The organism is Rhizobium sp. BK176 (genome assembly GCF_024808055.1).
The window spans coordinates 31,971-52,990 of sequence record NZ_JANUBV010000017.1 but is presented as its reverse complement, the minus strand read 5'-3'; the positions used below and the strand labels follow the sequence as shown (position 1 = coordinate 52,990).

The window sequence follows — 21,020 nt, the reverse complement described above, 5'->3', positions numbered from 1 at the left end:
TCATGCTCCTCCGTACTGGCGGACCCGCGGGTCCAGCATGGCGAGCAGCATGTCGGCGATGATGTTGCCGACGATGAGCGTCGCCGAAAGGACCATCATGAAGGTTGCCGTGACGTAGACGTCGCCGATTGCCATCGAGCCGACGATGGCCGGGCCGACGGTCGGCAGCGAGAAAATGATTGCAGTCTCTATTTCGCCAGTCAGCATGTAGGGGAGCACGACGCCCTGATACATGACGAGCGGGTGGAGCGCATTTGGCACAGCATGGCGCATGACGACCGCACCACCCGACAATCCCTTGGCGCGCGCCGTTTCGACATACTGGGCGTTCAGCGTGTCGAGCAGATTGCCCCGCATGACGCGCATGTTGTAGGCGAGACCGCCAAAGGTGGCGATGGCGACGACCGGCCAGACATGGCTGACGAGGTCGACGAATTTCGCCCAGGACCACGGCGCTCCGCCATACTGCGGCGAGAAGAAGCTGCCGATTTCCGAGACGTTGAATTGAAAGACGAGGAGATAGACGATGATCAACGCCATCAGGAAGCGCGGCACCGTCATGCCGAGGAAGGAGACGCCGGAGAGCAGGCTGTCGATCCAGCTGTACTGGCGGGTGGCCGCCCAGATGCCAAAACCGATACCAAGCACCGACGCGAAGATGTGGCAGACCAAAGCCAGGGCCAACGTGCGTGGCAGTCGCTCGGCCACAACGTCCGCCACGGGCTTGTTATAAAACATGCTGTAGCCGAAATCGCCTTGTGTCACGATACCTTTGATCCAGTTGAAATACTGGATCACCATCGGCTGATCGAGGCCATGAGCGACGCGATAGGCCTGGGCCTGCGCATCGGCGGCCGCGAAGGACGCTCCACTCTGATTGATCAGCTGCGAACGGATGTAGTCGGCATAGTCACCGGGGGGAGCCTGGATGATCGCGAAGGTTACGATGCTCAAAATGATCAGTACCGGGATCGCGGAGGCTATGCGCACGAGCAGGAATCGTAACATCGGACGGTTCGCTTCTCCTTGCCGCCAGTCGCGCCTGTCGGTGCGGCCGGCTTGTTGATATTGCCCGGCCGCGCTTCACGCGCGACCGGCTTTTCGGTTGGGAGGGAAGTCTTAGTTGATCGGACCCTTGTCACCGGGCTTGCCGGGCAGCTGCTCCGGGAAGAGCTCGTATTTGCCCTGCTTGTCGGCGGCCACCCACAAACGTTCGCGGATGACGGAGTCTTCGGCCCAGTTGAACATGAAGATCGGGGTGCCTTCCGGGACGTTCGAGAAGCGTTTGTTGATGATCAGTGCACCTGGGTATTCCGTGAGGCCGACCGTATCGACATTCTCGGTTGCCACCTTCTGGTACTGCTTCATCAGCTCGACGCGCTCGTTGTTGTCCTGGCTGGTCTGGAACTTTGTGACGATATCGACCAGCTTTTCTTCGTAGGGCATCAGATCAACCTTGCCGTCCTTGCCGGCGCGATGCTGCCAGCTCGTCCGTGGGCCGACGGGCGCCAGCTGCTCGGTGTTCTGAACAACCGAGGCAAGTTCCGGCGAGCTGCGCTGGATGAGCCAATCGAAGCGGCCGCTGTAGTGGGCGTCGTCACGCTTGGGGCCGTCCAATGCATTCAGGATCACCTTCAGCCCGAGCTTTTCCATCTGGCCGATGACGCCTTCGGCAAGGCTCTTGTCTGTTGCATAGCCGTTGTTGACGAGCAGCACGATCTCGACGTTCTTGCCGTCGGCCGTCCCCGCAGGGAAGTTCACGAACCCGTCCCCGTCGGTATCCTTGAGGCCGACCTTGCCCAAGAGCTCTTTGGCGGCCTTCAGGTCGAAGGGGTAGTAGACCACGGAATTGCGGTCGTAGAAGCTCGTGCCGGAGGAGAGGCCGCCGGGATAAATCGCTGTGAACGGACCCTTAACCAGGGAGTCACCGATCGCCTTGCGGTCGAGACCCATGGTGACCGCCTTTCGGAAGTCTTCATTGCGGTTCAGATCGCGGAGGGCCTGGCCACGAGCATCAGGATCGCCCCAGCCGTTGGCGGACAGGTTCATGCGCATGTTGTAGCCGATCAGGCGTGGACCGAAGGCGAGGCGTGCGGGCGCGGTCTTCTCGGCGGCGCGCTTCAGCGACGCCACGAAGTTTTCAGGTTGCTCCAGGTTGGAAATGTCGCCGGATCCGGCAACCGCCTGCACGTCACGGTCCGCCCAGGTCGACAGCTTATAGTGCAGCTCGTTGAGGTAAGGCAGCTGATTGCCCTTCTCGTCGACCTTCCAATAGTAGGGATTGCGGCGCATCACGATGATGTCGTCCGGACGGTATTCGACAGGCACCCAGGCACCCATGACCGGCATGTTCATGTATTCCGGCGGGAACGCATTCTTGAACTGATCATACGTGTTCTTCGAATACTTCGGATGCTGCGGCTTCAGAATATGCGATGGGCCCGGGCAGAAGCTCGGATAGGCCATCGTGTAAAGATACTGCTTCGGGAACGCTTCCTTGAAGGTCCACTCGACGGTGTAATCATCGATCTTCTTGAGCGTCGTTCCCTCGCCGAAAGCCTCGGGCGAAGCGCCGCCGCCAAGCGGCGAAACGTTCGGATCGATGACCTCGTCTTCCCAGTAGAACATAATGTCATCAGCGTTGAACGGCACGCCATCCGACCATTTCGCACCTTCGACAAGGTGCATCGTCAGCTTGTGACCATCCTGCGACCACTCCCAGCCCTTGGCGAGGTTCGGAAGCGGTTCGGTGTCCTTGGCCTGGACCTGGAAGAGCGGTGCGGTGCGCGTCAGGCATTCCGAAAGGCCGATATCGATGCCACCCCAGCCTTGTGTCTGGCCGGCGCCGTAGTTCCAACCCTCCGGCCGGCCGCCGATAACGTGACGCATGGTGTCGCCGTAGACCCCGATGCCGTCAACCATGTTCTCGGTCTTGAAGACGAGCGGCTCCTTGGGAAGGCGATCCTTCACCGGGGGCAGCTTGCCGGTGTCGACGAAGTTCTTCTTCACCCAGTCTGGTTCATTGTAGGATGGAAGTGCCTTGAATTCCTCGATGGAATCTCTCGAGACGTATTTGATCTTGCCTTCCGCCGGAAATTGCGGCGGAACGGGCGGTGCTGTTGGCTCGGAAGCATAAGCGTTCAAAGCCTGGACCGAGACGCTCAGCGCCAGTCCGGCAAGAATGCCAAGGTTGCGGAAATTTCTCATCGTCTCTCCCTCTTGTTTCGAGGCGCGCGCGGCGACCCCGGTTCTCCTCAAACGATCCGGCAACAGGCTTGCGACGATAGGGTCCCTCCCGGAGCCCCATCGCCACCCGTCCTCCGGGAAACTCAGACGGCCTGCTTCAGCGCCGCCTTTTCGGCACGCAGTTCGTCGATCGAACGGACGTTGCGGCGGGCAGCACCGGCCCAGTCGCGGGTCTTGACGGTCGATTTCGCGAGACGTTCCTTTGCTGCCGGAACACCATCCGCATACTGCGGAAGCCAGCGGGCCTGGGCGACGACCATCTCGTCGACCATCTGCCAGACCTCTTCCGGGGTCGCGACGGCACCGACCAGCGGATCGTGCAGGACGGCGAGCTTCAAGAGGTCGATGTCGCCGCTGATTGCAGCATGGACCGACATGCGCTGAACATTGATCGACGCCATGCAGGTTGCCGCACATGCTTCCGGAATCGTAATGCTGGAGACCATATTGATGCCGAATCGGTCGACGAAACCGGGCGATTCGATGATCGCGTCGGGCGGCAGGTTGGTGATGACGCCGTTGTTCTTGACGTTGAAGTGGCCACGATAGACGCGTCCGGTTTCCAGCGCTTCGAGAATATGGCTGGCATGTTCGTTCGAGCGCTTGGCCGGATCGATCGGCTTTTCGGCCGAAGCCAGGAACTGCGGGAATTCCGTCTCGAACCAGTTACGCGTTTCGGTCGAGTGGCGGAGGTAACCTCCGGTCTCGCCGTGGATCCAGTCGGACATGTCGATCCACTTGGTGATCTCGTCCGGCCGCTTGCGGTACCAGGGGAGGTATTCCGAGAGGTGGCCGTTGCTCTCCGTCGAGTAGACGCCGAAACGCTTCAGGACGTCGATGCGCAGCTTTTCCTGCTGCGAGAAGACTGGATGGGCCTCAAAGGCGGCGACAAGCTCGTCCTTGCCGATCTTGCGGCCGTTTAGCTTCAGATCGACGAACCAGGTCTGGTGGTTAATGCCCGAGCAGATGTAATCGAGTTCGGAAGGAGACTTCGCGCCGAGCACTTCGGCGATCTGCTCGGCACCGTGCTGGACGCCGTGGCAGAGACCGACGGTGTCGACCTTGCCGTACTCGATCGCGGCCCAGGTGTTCATCGCCATCGGGTTCGCGTAGTTCAGGAACTTGGCGCCTGGCTCGGCGACTTCGCGGATGTCCTTGCAGAAGTCGAGAATGACCGGGATATTGCGCTGGCCATAAAGAATGCCGCCAGCGCAAATCGTGTCACCGACGCACTGGTCAATGCCATATTTCAGCGGAATGCGGATATCGTCGGCATAGGCTTCGAGGCCGCCAACGCGCACGCAGCTGATGATGTAGCGCGCGCCGGTCAAGGCCTCGCGGCGGTTGGTCGTCGCCGTCACCTTGGTTGGCAGCTTGTTGGACAAGACGATCTTATCAAGGATCTGCTTGATCATCGTCAGATTGTGTTCACTCATGTCGGTCAGCGCGAACTCGACGTCCTGGAACTCAGGAACGCAAAGGATATCGGTAAACAGTTTTTTCGTGAAGCCGACGCTGCCCGCGCCGATGATAGCGATTTTGAAACTCATGATCCCTGCCTCAATGCGATAAAATTGCCGTCGCTGAACGATGAGAAGAAGATTAGCGCCCGGGCTTGCGCTCGACGCTAGAAAAGGCCAGAAAACGGGCTTATTCTCCTCCCCGCCGGTCCTCGGTGCTGGCGGTGTTCTCTCTCTTGAGGGCGGATTATGCGCATATTCGGCGATGCCGCCAGAGAAGGATTATGCTTTCATGGGTAATTTTGTGCTGCAGAAATTGATTGACAACGGACCGGTGATGCGGACGGTGTCGCTGCCTCGTGGCCGCCAGAGCCTGCATACGATGCCCACCAGCACCGGCTACGAGATTCGCGAAAATGCCACCTACGACTGGGACGGCCGCAAGCGCGGACAAACACCTTTTACCGTTTTGCAGCACACGATCGGCGGGGCGGGAAACCTGCGGTACGAGAACCGCCAACTTCGCGTCAAGGAAGGCGAGACGCTTTTGGTCCTGGTCCCCCACAATCATCGCTACTGGCTTGATGACGGTGATCGCTGGGAGTTCTTCTGGATTTCGATGAACGGTGAGGAGGCGCTGCGTATCCATCGCTCGATACTTGCCGTCACGGGACCGATCCTGAAGCTGCAGCCGCAAACAATCGAGCATCTTGCGGATTGCAGCCTGCGCCTGATCAATGGCGCGGAAACGCCGGGGCTCGCCTCCGCCATCGCCTACGAGGCCGCGATGGCGCTGTACGACGATGTCTTTGGATCGCATCCGGTTTTCAGTGAGGAATACCGTACGATGCAGCATGTCATCGACTACATCTCGGCAAACCTCGAGCGTCCCTTGCCCGTGGAGGATCTTGCCCGGATCGCCGGCCTCAGCCGGGCCCACTTCTCACGAATGTTCGCAGCCAATGAGGGCCTCCCACCGGCTGAGTTCGTCTTGCAAAAGCGGTTGAGGCGGGCTGTGAAGCTGTTGACCAAGACCGCCAACATGCCGGTGAAGGAAGTGGCGATCCGCTCGGGGTTCGAAGACGCAAACTATTTCTCCAAGGTCTTCCGGCGGGTATACGGAACCAATCCGACAGAGTTCCGCACGACCGGCATGTATGCGAGCGTCGGCAAGGTGCGCTGACGCCCGCGAAACGCGCCGGCTACCGGGCGAGGTCGTAAGTGAGCTTGGGATACCAGGTCGCCGGTCTGCCTTCCGGGGTTGTGTCGAGGACGGTCCAGAGAGGCATGAAATCCGGTGCGCCGCGCGGATCCTGACCGGGATCGGCGGTTGCCGGTCCCATTTCCGGGTTCCAGAAGTGACGGATCGCGCCATTCTTCAGGGTGAAGACATTATAGGCGGCATCGTCACTGCCATCGGGTCCGATGGCATGATAGTCACGACTAAATTCGTCCGTTGTATCGGAATAGAGTGGGAGGTGATGCCAGCCCCGCTCCTTCTTGAACGCCAGCAAACGGTCTATCGGCGAACGCGCAACGACCGCAAAGGCAACCTGCTGGCATATGTCCGGAACCTCGCCATCGAAGGCAGACAGCATGGACGTGCACATTGGGCATGGCCGCTCGCGATTGGGTCCATACATGTAGCTGTAGATCACCAACGTGGTCTTGTTGGCAAAGAGGTCATGCATTGTGACTTCGCCATCCGGCCCCCGGAATGTGTAGTCTCTGGTTACCTCGCCACCTGGCGGCAAAGCCCGACGCTGCTCGGCGACGCGCTCGATATGGCGGCGCAGCTCGATTTCTTCGGCAAGGAGTTCGTCGCGCGCCTGCCTGTATTCGCTACTTTCGTTTGGAAAGGTGAGGGCGTTTCTTCTTGCCAGTTCTCTGGCAGAGACAAGGTTGTTCTGATCCATCACGAGACTCCTCCTTTGTTCTAAAACGCCGGCGAACCTTGCACCGGTCGCCATCCTGACAAGGAACGTTTGACAAAAGCGAAAATCGACAGGTGGCTGAAATTTTCTCCGAAATTTCCGTCCGTTCGCGCCAGGACCACATTTGCCCTCCGCTACGAGAGGCCTCATCATGTTGTTGGCACTTATAAGCACGAGACCAGGGGGAGTGATGTCTCAAGTCCTCAAGAACAAGTTTCAGGGGCTAGCTGCTGCTGCGACCGCGATAGGGTTTGCTTCACAGCTTGCGCTCGCGCGGATCAAGCGGGAAGACAGCGATCCGCTGCCGCTTCTGAGGCGCACAAGTTCGGACTGAGTCTAGCGACCCAACTGGACCTTCCGGAGATCAGACGCTGGAACTTCGGTTCGACAATCAGGGGGGCGTACTGCGACCCGCAGTTTCCTTCGAACGGTTTTCGCGCCATACCGATAGACATCACGCCGAGTTCGTCGCCTCGGTGCTTCTTCGCGTATGCCGCAAACTGATGGGAAGCCGGATTATCCCTCTGAGTGTGTCGCTCGCACACCATTGCTCCGGAGATCTCGCTCAAATCAAGTCTCTATTCGGCTGCGACGTGCAATTCGGCGATTACTCTGATGGCCTGACGTTCGACGCAGCCGTCCTTGGCCTTCCGGTCATCGGTATAGACCCCTTCCTCACCGAGCTGTTGTCGGACTTTGCGAGCAAGCCATCACCGCGCGTGTGTCGACCATGGACGCTGGTGGAGAACACGATCTCGCCTCTATTGCCTCATGGCGAAGCGAGTGCCGACAATGTTGCGCACCGACTGGGTGTCAGCGAGCGGACATTCGCGCGGCGCCTGGCTGCGCAGGGAACGGCCTTCGGGTTGATATTGGATGGTCTGAGACATGAACTGACGATTACCTGCATGCAGGATGGTCTGCAGGCTTCCCGGATCGCCTGGTTGCTTGGATTTCACCAGTCCAGCTCGTTCACCCACGCCTGCAAGCGCTGAACTGGGAGCACACCCTCTCAGTATCGGCGGCTCCAACCGATACAATGAGACGTTCAGGAGGTAACGGCGCATCCGAGATTTCACCGTCACCCACCGGCACCAATCGCCTATTGGCATGAGGCATATGGCAGCTCAGAACAAGTTTTTGGCAGCGTATTGTAAGCAGAAGAGCAGCTGTCTTCTTAAAGTGCCAAAAAAATCAACGTCCAATTGGAAAATTGGCCGCCGCTCACCCCAGCGGTGGCATCCTTTTCCGCCTTAACCACGGCTTCTCGTGGGTTAACATTCCACGGAAATTCCATTCGCTCGCTTAATCCCGAGGGGCGCCCTTCCCGCCTCTGATATACGACCTATGTCCCCTTCATCCTTCATCTCCTGGAAGGAAGACGGAGGCCTCCAGTCATCGGTTGACCGGTGCGGATGTCTCCCTCCACGGAGGCTACGATGAAAACCTTGGTATCGCTGTTTGAGGCTGCCATTCTGGCGGCCGGCTCACCGGTCGTTTCCAACGATGGCACAGGCCTGGAGCGCGCCCAGGCCGTCTGCTCGTTTCTTCAGGGGACCGGCCTGAACGGCGATTGCGCAGTGGACGCCGGGGAGACGCTCATCGAGGTTTCTCTTGCTGGCCAGTACGACAGTCCCGCAGACTGTCCTAAGGTGGCTGACATGCTGCGGGCGCACGGTTTTCAGCTGGGTCCGGATTGGGAACTGCGGATCAAAGCCAGCATCAAGGACGAGCCGGAGGTTACCGAGTGCGGCCTGTCCCCTGCTCGCCATTAACATCGGCGATGACGTCTGCCTATGGTTTTTGTTTCGGGGCAATCGTCAATTCTGATCCGTGGGCCATACGCAGCTCGTCATCACCTTCCATCCGGTCGGTCGCCTTGTGCAGCAGGGACGAGCTGTATCCTGAGGAACGGTTTCCCTCGATCAATGTGACGTCGGAATTTCCTGGATTGTCGGAGCGCTCAAACCAGTCGACAGCAAGGTGGAGGAAATTCATTTCGAACGCCCGGTTCGTCACCCCATGTCCCACGATAATGACATCGTTGGATATTCCGGACACATCGTCGATTACCGTTTGCAGGAAAAGCCGGAGACGCTGGGCGACGTCCGCCCTGCTCTCCCCGTCGGGCGGCCTTGCATAGAATTTTCCACTGGTGCTGCGCAGCCTGGCCCATTTTTCGAACTCGTCCGGAAACTTTTGCCGACGCTCCGCATGATCGTATATTTCCGTGAAAAGGCCAAAGTCCTGCTCGCGAAGCAGGTAATCCTCCCTTATTGCGCCTATCCGTTCGGGCGGTAGGGTTTCGAGAAGCGCGTCCTTGCTTTGCCGGGTCCGCAAATAGGGAGAGTACCAAATGTCCAGGCTGGCGCTGCCGGTCTGCGGCAGTCCCGCGAGGTAGGACGCCAACGCCTGACCGGCCGTTTGCACTTGCCGGTAACCCCATTGCGTCAGAGGAACATTGTGGTCGCCGAACTGCCCGTAGGCCTTTTCATCAATGTTGCCGAGGGATTCGCCATGTCGGACCAGAAAGATACGCATCGCCGTCGTGTGTCTCGATGTCAGGTGCCCTCATCATGACGACAAAGGCCGTGCGGTTCAATCGGGGCAGTCTTTCGCGCAAGCAGCAGGTAACGTGAAGTGCGAGCCGTGGTGAGGGTATTTCTCCCCAAAACATGGGAGGCAGCGTTGATCACTTGCAATTTCTGAGGGATCTGACCTTATGACTGAAAATTCATATTCATTTCCGATCGCTGGCTTCTGGTGTCGACAATCAATGAACAGATGCCCCTTCCCCCTGGCGGCTTTCCCGATGCTCGCACTCGCCTTTCCAGCGCTCGCCGAAATGCGCCCGCTATCGGAGGTCACAAACAGATTGAAGCTCAGATCTTAATTCAGAATTCGCGCCAGGATATCGAGTGCTACAAGTACATCCTGAAAGATTTCCAGCAGCGGAAAGTCAGAAAAGCCGATGTGTTTGTCGTCTTCGATGATCCAGGCATCGAGGGCATCGGGATCGGAATATCAGAGACCGATGAAAACTACAGTTGTGAAGGCGGCGAGATGAGGGCCTGGGAAGCCGGAAAGTACTCTGTCGTGAATCAATTTCGCTAGAATTGGCGAGACACCAACCGAGATCGTCTACGAAACCCGGCAAGTCTGGCAGAGGACGTCCGCAGCAAGAGGGACGCCACGCTCCGGCCCGTTTGGACGAACGGTCGTCGACCCAGAAGTGCAACGCGTGTCGGCGACGTCAAATCACCCCGTTGATCTGGTAAAAGCGCCTAATAGCTGCAGGGTCGATCGTTGCCGAATCCGCCACTGCACGCCGGTCTGAGATCAAAGTCGGCATTATGTCTGCCATACCCGACCGATCCCGTCGTGAGGGGTGCCTCTGAGCTGGTTGAACAGGCCGATGCGAGACCTGCAATAGCGACGAGCATTCCAACGGATATCATTCTTCGAAGCGTGTCCATCACAGCCCCCGTGCAACACTATCGGTGATAGAATTTAGCCTCACCGGGCTTCTCGGAAATAGGCCGAACCAATCAACATTTCGTCATCTTGGTGGGCACCGTACGTTTTCCGGAAAGGAGCAAAATACAGCTGCAGCGAGAACTGGAGATATCGCTATCCACAGCCTGCCATCCGCTCCATAGCAAAAGGCCCTGATTGCACATGCTTTGCAGGCGAAGCCGCGTTGGGGGCGGTGTGGACCCGCACGAAGGCTCTTACCGTCAAAATCTGTTACTGAAGCACTGCAACGGGGAATATCCTACGCCCGTCGATAATGGTTGCTGCCGACTTGCTATTGCGATGCCGGCGTGAAGCGCGCTACCAACGCATGGCGGTCACCTGGATAGGTGAAGCGGACATGGGTGACTGGTCCGACATTGCTCCAGGTACGTCGCTCGACAACCAGGCAGGCGGTATGACGCGGTATATCCAGGGCAATGGCTTCGTCGGCGCCGGCCGAGACGGCGTGGATTCGGTGCTCGGCGCTGCTCCACGGTATCTGGTTGATCAGCCACGCACCCGGCGCCATGTCAGCGAAATTTTCTTCGGCGGCTTCCGGGACAGTTGAAAGACTGATCAGGCGCTCTTCCAGGCAGAAGGGCCGCCCGCCCGCATGATGAATGCAGGATACGTCCAGCACCGACGATCCCGATGCAAGATCGAGGCGCCTGATGTCGTCCGGCCTCGCCTTGCGCTGCTCGCGCTTCGATACGGCGTAGGAATAGGCGAGGTTCAGTGACTGAACCTCCGTCCGGATGTCGTGGATCTCAAGCACCGCCGATTGCGCTTGAGGTTGCGTCACGAAACTGCCCGACTTTTTCCTGCGCTCGATGAGACCCGCCTTGGCCAGTTGCGTAAGCGCCTTGTTCACGGTCATGCGCGAACAGTCATATTCCTTGGTGAGATCCACCTCGAACGGAATGCGATGGCCAGGAGGCCATTCGCCCGAGACGATGCGGCCTTCGATCTCGCTCACGATCCGCTGGTGCAAGGTTGTGTCCTTGCCTTGATTCATCGCCACGCTCCAGTTGGTGACTCCCGCTCTAGTCGGTATACCGCGGCGAGGGAAGCCCTATGTTGTCAGGAGCTCGCCCATCGCCTTCAGAAACCTTCGGTTGATGTCCTCGCGCGCCACGTGGCGTCCGCTCGAGACCTGTTTTCGTCCAAGCGTCCAGACGCTGTCGATGGTGACGCCACCGGCAAAGACCCAATGATCGAGCAGCTGGTCGCCGGAGAGATAGGGGACGGCGGTTGCGTCGAGCGAAACGAGGTCGGCGTGGTTTCCCTTTGCGATACCACCTGGAGCCTTGAGCGCGTCACCACCGCCACCGATCGCGCGATCGAAAAGGTTCCGCCCGGTCGAACCGCTAGGGGCGGCAATGACGTTGCGACCTCTCAAGGCGAGTCGCAATGAATATTCGAGCTGACACAGTTCCCCGGGCAGGGAGATGCGAACATTCGAGTCAGAGCCGACGCCGAAGCGCCCGCCTTCTTCGATGAAAAGTGGCGCGGGGAATGTACCATCACCAAGGTTGGCTTCCGTGATCGGGCAAAGACCCGCAATCGCGCCACTCTGCGCCATGCCGCGTGTCTCTGCGTCGGTCATGTGTGTCGCATGGATCAGGCACCAGCGCTCATCAACAGGTGCGTTTGCAAGCAGCCATTCCACGGGGCGTGCGCTTGACCACGCCACGCAGTCTTCCACTTCCTTGACCTGCTCGGCGATGTGGATATGGACCGGCCCGTCGCCGGCAAGCGGCACGATCTTGGCAAGTTCCTCCGGTGTTACGGCCCGCAGGCTGTGCGGCGCGATGCCAAGCTCGGCGCCGGGGATTGCGGTTGTCACCCCGCGGCAGCCCTCCATCAAAGCGGCAAAGCTGTCCAGGTTATTGATAAAGCGTCGCTGGCCATCAATCGGCGTCTTACCGCCGAAGCCGGAATGGGCGTAAAAGACCGGAAGAAGTGTCAGGCCGATCCCGCTGGTGGTTGCTGCCGCACCGATACGCTCTGCGAGTTCGGCAATATTGCCATAGGGCATTCCGTCCCGGTCATGGTGAAGATAGTGGAACTCTCCGACGCGCGAAAAGCCGGCCTCGAGCATTTCCATGTAGAGTTGGGCGGCAACGGCCTCGACGTGCTCGGGTTCCATAGACAGGGCAAACCGGTACATGACGGTGCGCCAACTCCAGAAACTGTCGTTCGCAGGGCCCCTGACCTCTGCAAGGCCAGCCATTGCGCGCTGGAAAGCATGGCTATGGAGGTTGCTCATCGCCGGAACGATCGTTTGGTGATGCTCGTCACCGGGTCCGGCGTCAACACCTGTCTGAACGTCTTCAATTCGTCCGTCTGCAATGGTCAGGCGCACGTTCTCGCGCCAGCCTCCCGGTAGCAGAGCCGCGCTGGCGTGAAGTCTGGTCGCGACAGGTCCGGTCATTAGGCTTTTCTCCTCTTTGGCACTGCACATCTTCCTTTTTGAGGAGGATGCACAAAATTTCACTTGTCACCGCTCCTGTTATGTATATACATGTTTCCACATAAGGGAAGGCGCAAAGCTGATGACTGGGAACAAAATTTCAACCGGCGACGCATCCGGAGATCTCCGTCCACATCTGTGGCGGAACGCGCGATTGGCGACGCTCGAGCAGCAAAAATTGGGTCTCGGCATCATCGAAAAGGGTGCCATTGTCACCGAGAATGGCCGTCTAACTTTTGTCGGCCCGGAGGCCGACCTGCCGGTGGCGGCAATCGAGCGGGCACAGATCACCGATCTCGAAGGCCGCTGGGTTACACCCGGTCTGGTGGACTGCCATACCCATATCGTCTACGGGGGCAACCGCGCCCGCGAATTCGAGATGCGCCTCCAAGGGGCTACCTATGAGGAGATTGCACGGGCTGGTGGTGGGATTGTCTCCTCCGTCAAGGCGACGAACGCGCTCTCGGTGGAAGGCCTCGTGGAAGCAGCGCTTCCCAGACTGGATACGCTTCTTTCCGAAGGTCTGACCACCATCGAGATCAAGTCTGGCTATGGATTGAGCGTCGACGGTGAGCTCAAGATGCTGCGCGCTGCGCGCCGGCTCGAACGCGTCCGTGCGGTTCGGGTCGTCACCTCCTATCTTGGTGCTCACGCCACTCCGGTCGAATACAAAGGGCGCAATGCCGACTACATCACCGACGTAGTCATCCCGGCTTTGCAAAATGCCCATGCAGAGCACCTTGTCGATGCCGTCGACGGATTCTGTGAGACGATCGCGTTCTCAACCGCGGAGATCACTCGAGTCTTCGATCGGGCAGCCGCCCTCGGTCTGCCGGTCAAGCTCCACGCCGAGCAGTTGTCAAACCTCGGGGGCGCGAAGCTCGCAGCCTCATACAAGGCGCTTTCTGCCGATCACCTGGAATATCTTGATCCGGAGGGCGCTCGCGCGATGGCTGAGGCCGGGACGGTTGCCGTCCTGTTGCCGGGTGCATTCTATGCCATCAACGAAAAACAGAAGCCCCCCCTGCAGGCACTGCGAGACGCTGGCGCCCACATTGCCATCGCGACGGATTGCAATCCGGGCACCTCGCCGCTGACGTCGTTGCTGCTGACGATGAACATGTCCGCCACCCTCTTCGGCCTGACCGTGGAGGAGTGCATTGCGGGGGTCACGCGCGAGGGCGCGCGGGCTCTTGGGCTGCTTGACGAAACGGGCACTCTCGAAACCGGCAAATCGGCGGACTTCGCCGTCTGGGATGTGGAGAGCCTGGCAGAGCTCGTCTACCGCATCGGCTTTAATCCGCTTCACGCACATGTCTTCAAGGGCGAAAGGATCGACCATTGACCATTACCCTTCATCCCGGAACCGTTTCTCTCAAGCAGCTCGAGACCATTTACTGGACCGGAGAGCCGGCCAGGCTGGACGCATCGTTTGATGCTGGTATCGCCAAGGCGGCAGCGCGTATTGCCGAAATCGCTGCCGGCAATCAGCCTGTCTATGGCATCAATACCGGTTTCGGGAAACTTGCGTCGATCAAGATCGACAGCGCTGATGTGGCCACGCTTCAGCGCAATCTTATCCTCTCGCATTGCTGCGGCGTCGGCGCACCACTGCCCGAGAACGTCGTCCGTTTGATCATGGCCCTCAAGCTGGTCTCCCTGGGCCGTGGCGCCTCCGGGGTTCGACTCGAGCTGGTCCGGTTGATCGAAGGCATGCTGGAAAGGGGCGTGATCCCCGTCATTCCAGAAAAAGGCTCCGTGGGCGCGTCGGGAGACCTTGCCCCACTCGCCCACATGGCGGCCGTCATGATGGGAGAAGCCGAAGCCTTTTTTGCAGGCGCTCGTCTTTCCGGTCATGTGGCTCTCGAGAAAGCCGGCCTGAAGCCGGTTGTCCTTGCCGCAAAGGAAGGGCTTGCGTTGATCAACGGTACGCAGACCTCGACAGCTCTTGCGCTGGCCGGGCTCTTCCGGGCGCATCGCGCAGCACAGGCAGCCCTGATCACCGGTGCCATGTCCACTGACGCGGCAATGGGCTCGTCCGCACCATTCCACCCGGATATCCACACCTTGCGCGGTCATCGGGGGCAGATCGATACGGCCGCGTCGCTTCGAGCGCTTCTCGAAGGCTCCGTGATCCGTCAAAGCCATATCGAGGGCGACGAGCGGGTTCAGGATCCCTACTGTATCCGCTGCCAGCCGCAGGTCGACGGCGCCTGCCTGGATCTCCTGCGGATGGTTGCGCGGACATTGGAGACCGAAGCCAACGCAGTAACGGACAACCCTCTGGTGCTGTCCGACAACTCTGTTGTCTCGGGCGGCAACTTCCACGCCGAGCCGGTGGCATTTGCGGCTGACCAGATTGCGCTCGCAATATGCGAAATCGGAGCGATCGCGCAGCGACGCATCGCCTTGCTGGTCGATCCTGCGCTATCCTATGGATTGCCAGCCTTCCTTGCAAAAAAGCCGGGGCTGAATTCCGGCTTGATGATCGCGGAAGTCACCTCCGCGGCGTTGATGTCTGAGAACAAGCAGATGTCCCACCCTGCCTCCGTCGATTCAACGCCGACCTCCGCCAATCAGGAAGACCATGTGTCGATGGCTTGCCACGGTGCCAGACGCCTGCTGCAGATGACCGACAATCTCTTCAGCATTATCGGCATCGAAGCAATGTCGGCGGCCCAGGGGGTCGAATTCCGTGCGCCGCTTTCGACCAGTCCGGAGTTGCAGAAGGCACTGACCGCGATCCGCAGCGCAGTTTCGACGCTGGATCTCGACCGTTACATGGCCAACGACCTTCAGGCAGCGGGCGATCTCATTGCGACCGGTGCACTCAATGCATCTGTGTCGCGCGGCATTCTTCCGGTCCTGGAGGCTTGACATGTCCGTGTTCGAAGTCAGGCAGGGGACCTCGCCGGTCATCCTCGCATTTCCTCATACCGGGACCGACGTCCCTGCGGGCATCTGGGATCGCCTGAATGACAATGGCAGGAAACTTGCCGATACCGACTGGCATATCCATCGGCTCTACGACGGCCTCCTCGCCGACGCTACGACTGTTCGCGCGACTTTCCATCGGTATGTTATCGACGCGAACCGTGATCCTCAGGGGCGAAGCCTCTATCCCGGGCAGAATACGACGGGTCTGGTCCCGGAAACGGACTTCGATGGGCAAGCGATCTGGAAAGATGGCGAGTCGCCGCGCGAGGCCGACATCGCTCTGCGGGTGCGGGACTTTCATGCGCCCTATCATGCGGCGCTTGCCGCCGAAATCGAGCGCGTCAGAGCAGACCACGGTGTGGCAATCCTTTACGATTGCCACTCCATTCGCTCCCACATCCCGTTCCTCTTCGAAGGCAAGTTGCCAGACTTCAACATCGGGACGGACATGGGCAAGACCTGCGATGGCGCGATCGAGCAGGCGACGCTGACCGTTGTCGGAGCCGCCGAAGGCTATGACAGCGTGCTCAACGGCCGCTTCAAGGGTGGCTGGACCACCCGCCACTATGGTCGTCCGGAAACGGGAGTACATGCCATCCAGATGGAGCTTGCGCAATCAACCCATCTTGAGACCGAAGCGACACCGTTTGCCTACGACAGCCATAAGGCCGACCGCCTGCGGATACATCTGAAAGACATCCTGTTGCGGATCGAACAGATCGCTCAGGGCCTGAAACGCTAGAAATCACTCCACAAGGGGAACACGCATGACATCCAATCCACGCCACAACATCCGTGAAATCCGCGCGCCGCGCGGCAACGAGCTCACTGCCAAGAGCTGGATGACAGAAGCGCCATTGCGCATGCTGATGAACAACCTCGACCCTGACGTGGCCGAAAATCCGAACGAGCTCGTGGTTTATGGCGGCATCGGCCGGGCAGCCCGCACCTGGGACGACTTCGATCGTATCACGGCGACCCTGAAGACGCTGAGCGAGGATGAGACGCTGCTGGTGCAGTCTGGCAAGCCGGTTGCCGTGTTCCGGACACACAAGGATGCCCCGCGTGTTCTGATTGCAAACTCGAACCTTGTCCCGCATTGGGCGACCTGGGATCATTTCAACGAGCTCGACAAGAAGGGTCTTGCCATGTACGGCCAGATGACGGCCGGTTCCTGGATCTACATCGGTACGCAGGGGATCGTACAGGGTACGTACGAGACATTCGTCGAAGCTGGACGCCAGCACTACAATGGCAACCTCAGGGGAAAATGGATTCTTACCGGCGGTCTCGGCGGCATGGGTGGGGCTCAGCCGCTTGCGGCTGTCATGGCGGGAGCCTGCTGCCTTGCGGTCGAATGCGACGAGACCCGCATCGATTTCCGCCTTCGTACGCGTTATGTCGACGAAAAGGCAAAGACACTCGACGAGGCGCTCGCTCTCATCGACAAGTGGACGAAAGCCGGGGAAGCAAAATCGGTGGGTCTCCTCGGCAATGCCGCGGAAATCTTTCCCGAGCTTGTTCGTCGCATGAAGGCGGGCGGCCCACGCCCCGACATGGTGACTGACCAGACGTCGGCGCACGACCCGCGCAACGGTTACCTGCCCGCTGGCTGGACGGTCGAGGAGGCTAAGGCCAAGCGCGAAAGTGATCCGAAGGCTGTGGAAGCTGCTGCGCGCGCCTCCATGAAGCAGCAGGTCGAGGCAATGGTTGCCTTCTGGGATGCGGGCGTCCCGACACTCGACTATGGCAACAATATCCGCCAGGTCGCCAAGGACGAAGGTTTGGAGAATGCATTCGCCTTCCCGGGCTTCGTGCCAGCCTATATCAGGCCACTGTTCTGCCGAGGTATTGGTCCGTTCCGCTGGGCTGCACTCTCTGGCGACCCGGAAGATATCTACAAGACAGATGCGAAGGTGAAGGAACTTCTTCCCGACAACAAGCATCTCCACAACTGGCTTGACATGGCGAGAGAGCGGATCTCATTCCAGGGCCTGCCGGCACGCATCTGCTGGGTCGGTCTTGGCGATCGCCATCGTCTCGGCCTTGCTTTCAACGAGATGGTCCGGAACGGTGAGCTGAAAGCTCCTATCGTTATCGGCCGTGATCATCTGGATTCCGGTTCTGTCGCCTCCCCGAACCGTGAGACCGAAGCGATGAAGGACGGCTCGGATGCCGTATCCGACTGGCCGCTTCTGAATGCTCTGTTGAATACCGCGTCAGGTGCCACCTGGGTATCGCTTCATCACGGTGGCGGCGTCGGCATGGGCTTCTCCCAGCATTCCGGCATGGTGATCTGCGCCGATGGCACCGACGATGCAGCTCGCCGCCTCGAGCGTGTCCTCTGGAACGACCCGGCGACAGGCGTCATGCGTCACGCTGACGCGGGCTACGAGATCGCCCTTGATTGTGCCAGGGAGCAAGGCTTGCGCCTGCCGGCAATTCTCGGGAACTGATGAAGGATACCGGGCCCCAAATCCGATGGGGCCCGATTACCCGAAAAAAGCCTTCATCGTGACCGTGACAACCTCCTCAATCTTCGGCGTGGACGCGACCAATCACTCCGTCGTCCTTGCAATCCAGGAACGAAAATGATCCGCGCAACCGTGCTCAAGTCCAGGACCTATCGCCGTATGCCGTGGAAGAACGGCGGGGGCGAAACCATCGAGATCGCGGTTTCGCCAGAGGGGGCGCCGATAAGCGATTTTGATTGGCGCATCAGCATGGCAATCGTTGCCACGGATGGACCGTTCTCGATCTTTGCCGGCGTCGACCGGACGCTGTCGATCCTCGAGGGAAACGGAATGTCGCTGGCGATCGATGGACACGCTCCTGTATTGCTGACACAAGAGAGCGCTCCCCTCGCCTTTCCGGCCGATGTTGCCGTGTCTGCAGCGTTGCCAGATGGTCCGATCACGGACCTCAACGTCATGACGCGCCGCAACATGCTGCGGCATCGGGTGGAGAGACTGGCTGTCAACTCGACTACATCCATGCGACCCGAGGCCCAGACCTGTCTTCTGCTCTGCCGCCAGGCTGCGCTTGCAGTCGAATGGAGCGACCAACATGTCGAACTTGAACCAGGCGACACAATCCTCCTGAAGGGGGCCAGAGGGGTGGACGTCACACTCCACGGCGAAGCGCCCTGCTTTCTCATCTCCATCAATTCGCTCTGAGACCCCAGATCTCGATCGATTGTGGAGCAGCTAGGTTGGTGGCAGGCACGTCCGATACGGTGGGGTCCGGCCGTGCACAACGAGTGGCTATCCAATCACCAGCCGGATCAATCACGACAGCCTGCTTATAGGACCCCTCATCTGGCATGAGCGTGCCTGACCACGTGTCGCTCCGTTTCCATCAACATGACCATTGGCAGGCGCAAACAGCCCAAGGTTCAGCCGGTCGCCCCCGTAACTCATGCCAAAACAATATTGTTTCTATAGTCTATAAATTAGATGGTTTTAGCTGTGTGGGAGCAAGTCCCTGCCCTAGTGTCTCCGTGTCGAAACAACTTCACGCGGTGACGATGTTCAGCCGCAAGGGGACGAAACATGAAATTGAGAGCACTTTTGGTGGCAGTGGCCCTAGGGTCGGCCAGCCTGCTGACACCATTTCTTGCAGGGGCAGCGGAAAAGAAAGTCGTTGTCGCATATCAGACCGACGCGCTTCCGTCATCGGTCGCCATCGCCAATGGTGAGTTTGCCAAGGCAACCGGCTATGAGATCGACTTCCGCAAGTTCAACTCGGGTGCAGAGATCTTTGCCGCCATCGCTGCTGGTGATGTTCAGGTCGGCTACGTCGGCTCGAGCCCGTTTGCGGCAGCAACCTCACGCGGACTGGAGGTCAAGGCCTTCTACCTCTCATCCATTTCTGGCGTCGATGAAGCGCTCGTCGTCCGCAACGGCTCCGGGATTTCGTCGGTCTCCGACCTAAAGGGCAAGAAGCTTGCCGCGGCTCCTGTCTCCACGGATCACTACCAGCTCCTTGCTTTGATCAGGTCCATCGGGTTGACAGAAAAGGATGTACAGGTCTTCGCCATTCCGCAGCCGGAGATTGTTGCGAGCTACAACCGCGGCGATATTGACGGCGGTTTCGTCTGGGATCCGGCACTGACCGAACTGAAAAAGAACGGCAAGGTTCTGGTCACATCCAAGGACGTTGCGGACCGGGGTGCGCCCACTTTCTCCGCCTGGGTCGCCGCATCGAAGTTTGCTGATGAAAACCCCGCGTTCTTGAAGAGTTTTGCCGGCGTCATCAACACCTATTACGCCTCGTTCGCGGCAGACAAGAAGGCCTGGGATGGCGATAGCGAGAATGCACGGTTGCTTGCCAAGACTTTGGGCGGAACTGCCGAGCAGCAAGCTTCCGCGCTGAAGAACCTCACTCTTCTTACGCCTGAGGTGCAGGCATCCGAGGCCTGGCTTGGCGGCGGCGACAAGTCGGGTGCCGCCAGAATCCTCAAGGATACCGCCGCCTTTTTGAAGGACCAGGGCAAGGTAACCGAAGTCCTGCCGAGCTACGCTGCCTTTGTTACGCCAGATGCAGTCGTCGACGCAAACAACTGAAAACACAATTCAAATCACCTCTGCACGCTGGCGCGAGAGGCGCCGGCGTCACTGACGAAGAGATTACATATGCTCAAAGTCGATCAAGCCAGCGTCTTTTTCAGAACGCGAGACGGCCGGACGGTCCATGCTCTCGATAGAGTTTCACTCAATATTCCCGACAACAGCTTAGTCGTGGCACTTGGAGCCTCGGGTTGCGGCAAGTCCACGCTGCTCAACGCGATAGCGGGATTCCTGCCGCTCTCGTCAGGCGCCATCACCCTTGACGGGCGCCCCGTCACGCGTCCGGGAGCAGACCGGGGAGTCGTGTTCCAGAAAGACACGCTGCTGCCATGGAAGTCGGTCCTTGGCAACGTCGCGCTTGGACTGCAGTTTGCGGGAGTTTCAAAGGCTGAACGCAGAGCTCGTGCGATGGAGTTGCTCTCTCTCGTGGGCCTGAGCGATTTCGCTGACGCATTTCCCTACGAACTGTCAGGAGGCATGCGCCAGCGTGTAGGAATTGCCCGGTCTCTGGCTGCCGATCCTGAGGTGCTACTGATGGATGAGCCATTCGGCGCGCTCGACAGCCTGACGCGGGAACAGATGCAAGAACTGATCATATCCATCTGGAAAGCCACACGAAAACGGATCTTCTTCATCACCCATTCGATCGAGGAAGCGCTGTTTCTCGGCACGCAAGTCGTGGTTATGTCTCCGCGACCTGGTCGCATCGTAGCGCGCTTTGATCTCGACTTTGTCAGCGAGTTCGCGCGAGCCGGCGACGCTGGAGCCATCAAGATGGCGCCGCAGTTTGCGACTTTGCGAGAAGAAATCCGGGGAATCCTGCATGGGTCCGATCAAATCAGGAGTGCGGCGGAATGAGTGACACCATCGAGACTGCCGGGCTCCT

At 59.3% G+C, this 21,020-nt stretch carries 20 protein-coding genes; 12 read left to right on the top strand and 8 right to left on the bottom strand.

The genetic code is table 11. The features are described from left to right. From FHT76_RS31905 to FHT76_RS31895, 3 genes are all read right to left on the bottom strand, one after another. On the bottom strand, positions 1 to 1,008 hold the full coding sequence (locus FHT76_RS31905) for an ABC transporter permease (protein ID WP_183757108.1): 1,008 nt from the start codon (positions 1,006 to 1,008) through the stop codon (positions 1 to 3). 111 nt (positions 1,009 to 1,119) lie between these two features. Next, on the bottom strand, positions 1,120 to 3,207 hold the full coding sequence (locus FHT76_RS31900) for an ABC transporter substrate-binding protein (protein ID WP_183757109.1): 2,088 nt from the start codon (positions 3,205 to 3,207) through the stop codon (positions 1,120 to 1,122). A gap of 122 nt (positions 3,208 to 3,329) precedes the next feature. Then, positions 3,330 to 4,796: an alpha-glucosidase/alpha-galactosidase gene (locus tag FHT76_RS31895; RefSeq protein WP_183757110.1), complete on the bottom strand. Its 1,467-nt coding sequence runs from the start codon at positions 4,794 to 4,796 to the stop codon at positions 3,330 to 3,332. A gap of 202 nt (positions 4,797 to 4,998) precedes the next feature. On the opposite strand from FHT76_RS31895, the gene FHT76_RS31890 reads away from it, so the two are divergent. Next, a complete protein-coding gene (locus FHT76_RS31890; protein WP_183757111.1) occupies positions 4,999 to 5,889 on the top strand; it encodes an AraC family transcriptional regulator in 891 nt (296 codons plus the stop codon). Between the two features lie 19 nt (positions 5,890 to 5,908). Here FHT76_RS31890 and FHT76_RS31885 read toward each other — a convergent pair whose 3' ends face one another. Further along, positions 5,909 to 6,622: a DUF899 family protein gene (locus FHT76_RS31885; RefSeq protein ID WP_183757112.1), complete on the bottom strand. Its 714-nt coding sequence runs from the start codon at positions 6,620 to 6,622 to the stop codon at positions 5,909 to 5,911. Between the two features lie 208 nt (positions 6,623 to 6,830). On the opposite strand from FHT76_RS31885, the gene FHT76_RS31880 reads away from it, so the two are divergent. The 3 genes from FHT76_RS31880 (at position 6,831) to FHT76_RS31870 (ending at position 8,415) form a co-directional block, all read left to right on the top strand. Next, positions 6,831 to 6,974 carry a hypothetical protein gene (locus FHT76_RS31880; RefSeq protein ID WP_183757113.1) on the top strand — a complete coding sequence of 48 codons (144 nt, stop codon included), beginning with the start codon at positions 6,831 to 6,833 and terminating at the stop codon, positions 6,972 to 6,974. Between the two features lie 37 nt (positions 6,975 to 7,011). Continuing rightward, positions 7,012 to 7,635 (top strand): AraC family transcriptional regulator, encoded by a 624-nt coding sequence (locus FHT76_RS31875; RefSeq protein WP_183757163.1) that lies wholly within the window; start codon positions 7,012 to 7,014, stop codon positions 7,633 to 7,635. A gap of 444 nt (positions 7,636 to 8,079) precedes the next feature. Next, positions 8,080 to 8,415 (top strand): hypothetical protein, encoded by a 336-nt coding sequence (locus tag FHT76_RS31870; protein ID WP_183757114.1) that lies wholly within the window; start codon positions 8,080 to 8,082, stop codon positions 8,413 to 8,415. A 19-nt stretch (positions 8,416 to 8,434) separates the two neighbouring features. On the opposite strand, the gene FHT76_RS31865 is transcribed toward FHT76_RS31870, so the two are convergent. Continuing rightward, complete coding sequence (locus tag FHT76_RS31865; protein WP_183757115.1) at positions 8,435 to 9,181, bottom strand: histidine phosphatase family protein; 747 nt, start codon at positions 9,179 to 9,181, stop codon at positions 8,435 to 8,437. A 222-nt stretch (positions 9,182 to 9,403) separates the two neighbouring features. Between FHT76_RS31865 and FHT76_RS31860 the strand changes: the two genes are divergently transcribed. Beyond that, the gene (locus FHT76_RS31860; RefSeq protein ID WP_246720079.1) at positions 9,404 to 9,754 is read left to right on the top strand and encodes a hypothetical protein; all 351 of its coding nucleotides are present in this window, start codon (positions 9,404 to 9,406) and stop codon (positions 9,752 to 9,754) included. 170 nt (positions 9,755 to 9,924) lie between these two features. Here the strand turns inward: FHT76_RS31860 and FHT76_RS41485 are convergent, their stop codons facing one another. From FHT76_RS41485 to FHT76_RS31850, 3 genes are all read right to left on the bottom strand, one after another. Beyond that, a complete protein-coding gene (locus tag FHT76_RS41485; RefSeq protein ID WP_405049305.1) occupies positions 9,925 to 10,116 on the bottom strand; it encodes a hypothetical protein in 192 nt (63 codons plus the stop codon). Positions 10,117 to 10,448: 332 nt separating this feature from the next. Continuing rightward, on the bottom strand, positions 10,449 to 11,171 hold the full coding sequence (gene hutC, locus FHT76_RS31855; RefSeq protein WP_183757116.1) for a histidine utilization repressor: 723 nt from the start codon (positions 11,169 to 11,171) through the stop codon (positions 10,449 to 10,451). Between the two features lie 57 nt (positions 11,172 to 11,228). Further along, complete coding sequence (locus tag FHT76_RS31850; protein WP_183757117.1) at positions 11,229 to 12,590, bottom strand: formimidoylglutamate deiminase; 1,362 nt, start codon at positions 12,588 to 12,590, stop codon at positions 11,229 to 11,231. 121 nt (positions 12,591 to 12,711) lie between these two features. On the opposite strand from FHT76_RS31850, the gene hutI reads away from it, so the two are divergent. The 7 genes from hutI (at position 12,712) to FHT76_RS31815 (ending at position 20,992) form a co-directional block, all read left to right on the top strand. Beyond that, positions 12,712 to 13,974, top strand: a complete 1,263-nt coding sequence (hutI, locus tag FHT76_RS31845) for an imidazolonepropionase (RefSeq protein ID WP_183757118.1) — start codon at positions 12,712 to 12,714, stop codon at positions 13,972 to 13,974. Beyond that, on the top strand, positions 13,971 to 15,506 hold the full coding sequence (gene hutH, locus FHT76_RS31840) for a histidine ammonia-lyase (RefSeq protein ID WP_183757119.1): 1,536 nt from the start codon (positions 13,971 to 13,973) through the stop codon (positions 15,504 to 15,506). The genes hutI and hutH overlap by 4 nt, the downstream gene beginning before the upstream one ends. A 1-nt stretch (position 15,507) precedes the next feature. After that, the gene (gene hutG / locus FHT76_RS31835; RefSeq protein ID WP_183757120.1) at positions 15,508 to 16,308 is read left to right on the top strand and encodes an N-formylglutamate deformylase; all 801 of its coding nucleotides are present in this window, start codon (positions 15,508 to 15,510) and stop codon (positions 16,306 to 16,308) included. Between the two features lie 25 nt (positions 16,309 to 16,333). Beyond that, complete coding sequence (hutU, locus tag FHT76_RS31830; protein ID WP_183757121.1) at positions 16,334 to 18,022, top strand: urocanate hydratase; 1,689 nt, start codon at positions 16,334 to 16,336, stop codon at positions 18,020 to 18,022. A gap of 135 nt (positions 18,023 to 18,157) precedes the next feature. Continuing rightward, positions 18,158 to 18,742, top strand: a complete 585-nt coding sequence (locus tag FHT76_RS31825; RefSeq protein ID WP_183757122.1) for a HutD family protein — start codon at positions 18,158 to 18,160, stop codon at positions 18,740 to 18,742. A 375-nt stretch (positions 18,743 to 19,117) separates the two neighbouring features. Next, on the top strand, positions 19,118 to 20,131 hold the full coding sequence (gene tauA / locus FHT76_RS31820) for a taurine ABC transporter substrate-binding protein (RefSeq protein ID WP_183757123.1): 1,014 nt from the start codon (positions 19,118 to 19,120) through the stop codon (positions 20,129 to 20,131). 69 nt (positions 20,132 to 20,200) lie between these two features. Then, complete coding sequence (locus tag FHT76_RS31815; RefSeq protein WP_183757124.1) at positions 20,201 to 20,992, top strand: taurine ABC transporter ATP-binding protein; 792 nt, start codon at positions 20,201 to 20,203, stop codon at positions 20,990 to 20,992. The last annotated feature ends 28 nt before the right edge of the window (positions 20,993 to 21,020 follow it).

Coding starts and splice junctions, on each gene's coding strand:
- FHT76_RS41485 (WP_405049305.1), bottom strand. CDS start 10,116: ATGGACACGCTTCGAAGAATGATATCCGTTGGAATGCTCGTCGCTATT.
- FHT76_RS31825 (WP_183757122.1), top strand. CDS start 18,158: ATGATCCGCGCAACCGTGCTCAAGTCCAGGACCTATCGCCGTATGCCG.
- tauA (WP_183757123.1), top strand. CDS start 19,118: ATGAAATTGAGAGCACTTTTGGTGGCAGTGGCCCTAGGGTCGGCCAGC.
- FHT76_RS31815 (WP_183757124.1), top strand. CDS start 20,201: ATGCTCAAAGTCGATCAAGCCAGCGTCTTTTTCAGAACGCGAGACGGC.
- hutG (WP_183757120.1), top strand. CDS start 15,508: ATGTCCGTGTTCGAAGTCAGGCAGGGGACCTCGCCGGTCATCCTCGCA.
- FHT76_RS31850 (WP_183757117.1), bottom strand. CDS start 12,590: ATGACCGGACCTGTCGCGACCAGACTTCACGCCAGCGCGGCTCTGCTA.
- hutC (WP_183757116.1), bottom strand. CDS start 11,171: ATGAATCAAGGCAAGGACACAACCTTGCACCAGCGGATCGTGAGCGAG.
- FHT76_RS31905 (WP_183757108.1), bottom strand. CDS start 1,008: ATGTTACGATTCCTGCTCGTGCGCATAGCCTCCGCGATCCCGGTACTG.
- FHT76_RS31880 (WP_183757113.1), top strand. CDS start 6,831: ATGTCTCAAGTCCTCAAGAACAAGTTTCAGGGGCTAGCTGCTGCTGCG.
- hutI (WP_183757118.1), top strand. CDS start 12,712: ATGACTGGGAACAAAATTTCAACCGGCGACGCATCCGGAGATCTCCGT.
- FHT76_RS31890 (WP_183757111.1), top strand. CDS start 4,999: ATGGGTAATTTTGTGCTGCAGAAATTGATTGACAACGGACCGGTGATG.
- FHT76_RS31870 (WP_183757114.1), top strand. CDS start 8,080: ATGAAAACCTTGGTATCGCTGTTTGAGGCTGCCATTCTGGCGGCCGGC.
- FHT76_RS31885 (WP_183757112.1), bottom strand. CDS start 6,622: ATGGATCAGAACAACCTTGTCTCTGCCAGAGAACTGGCAAGAAGAAAC.
- FHT76_RS31865 (WP_183757115.1), bottom strand. CDS start 9,181: ATGCGTATCTTTCTGGTCCGACATGGCGAATCCCTCGGCAACATTGAT.
- hutU (WP_183757121.1), top strand. CDS start 16,334: ATGACATCCAATCCACGCCACAACATCCGTGAAATCCGCGCGCCGCGC.
- FHT76_RS31900 (WP_183757109.1), bottom strand. CDS start 3,207: ATGAGAAATTTCCGCAACCTTGGCATTCTTGCCGGACTGGCGCTGAGC.
- FHT76_RS31895 (WP_183757110.1), bottom strand. CDS start 4,796: ATGAGTTTCAAAATCGCTATCATCGGCGCGGGCAGCGTCGGCTTCACG.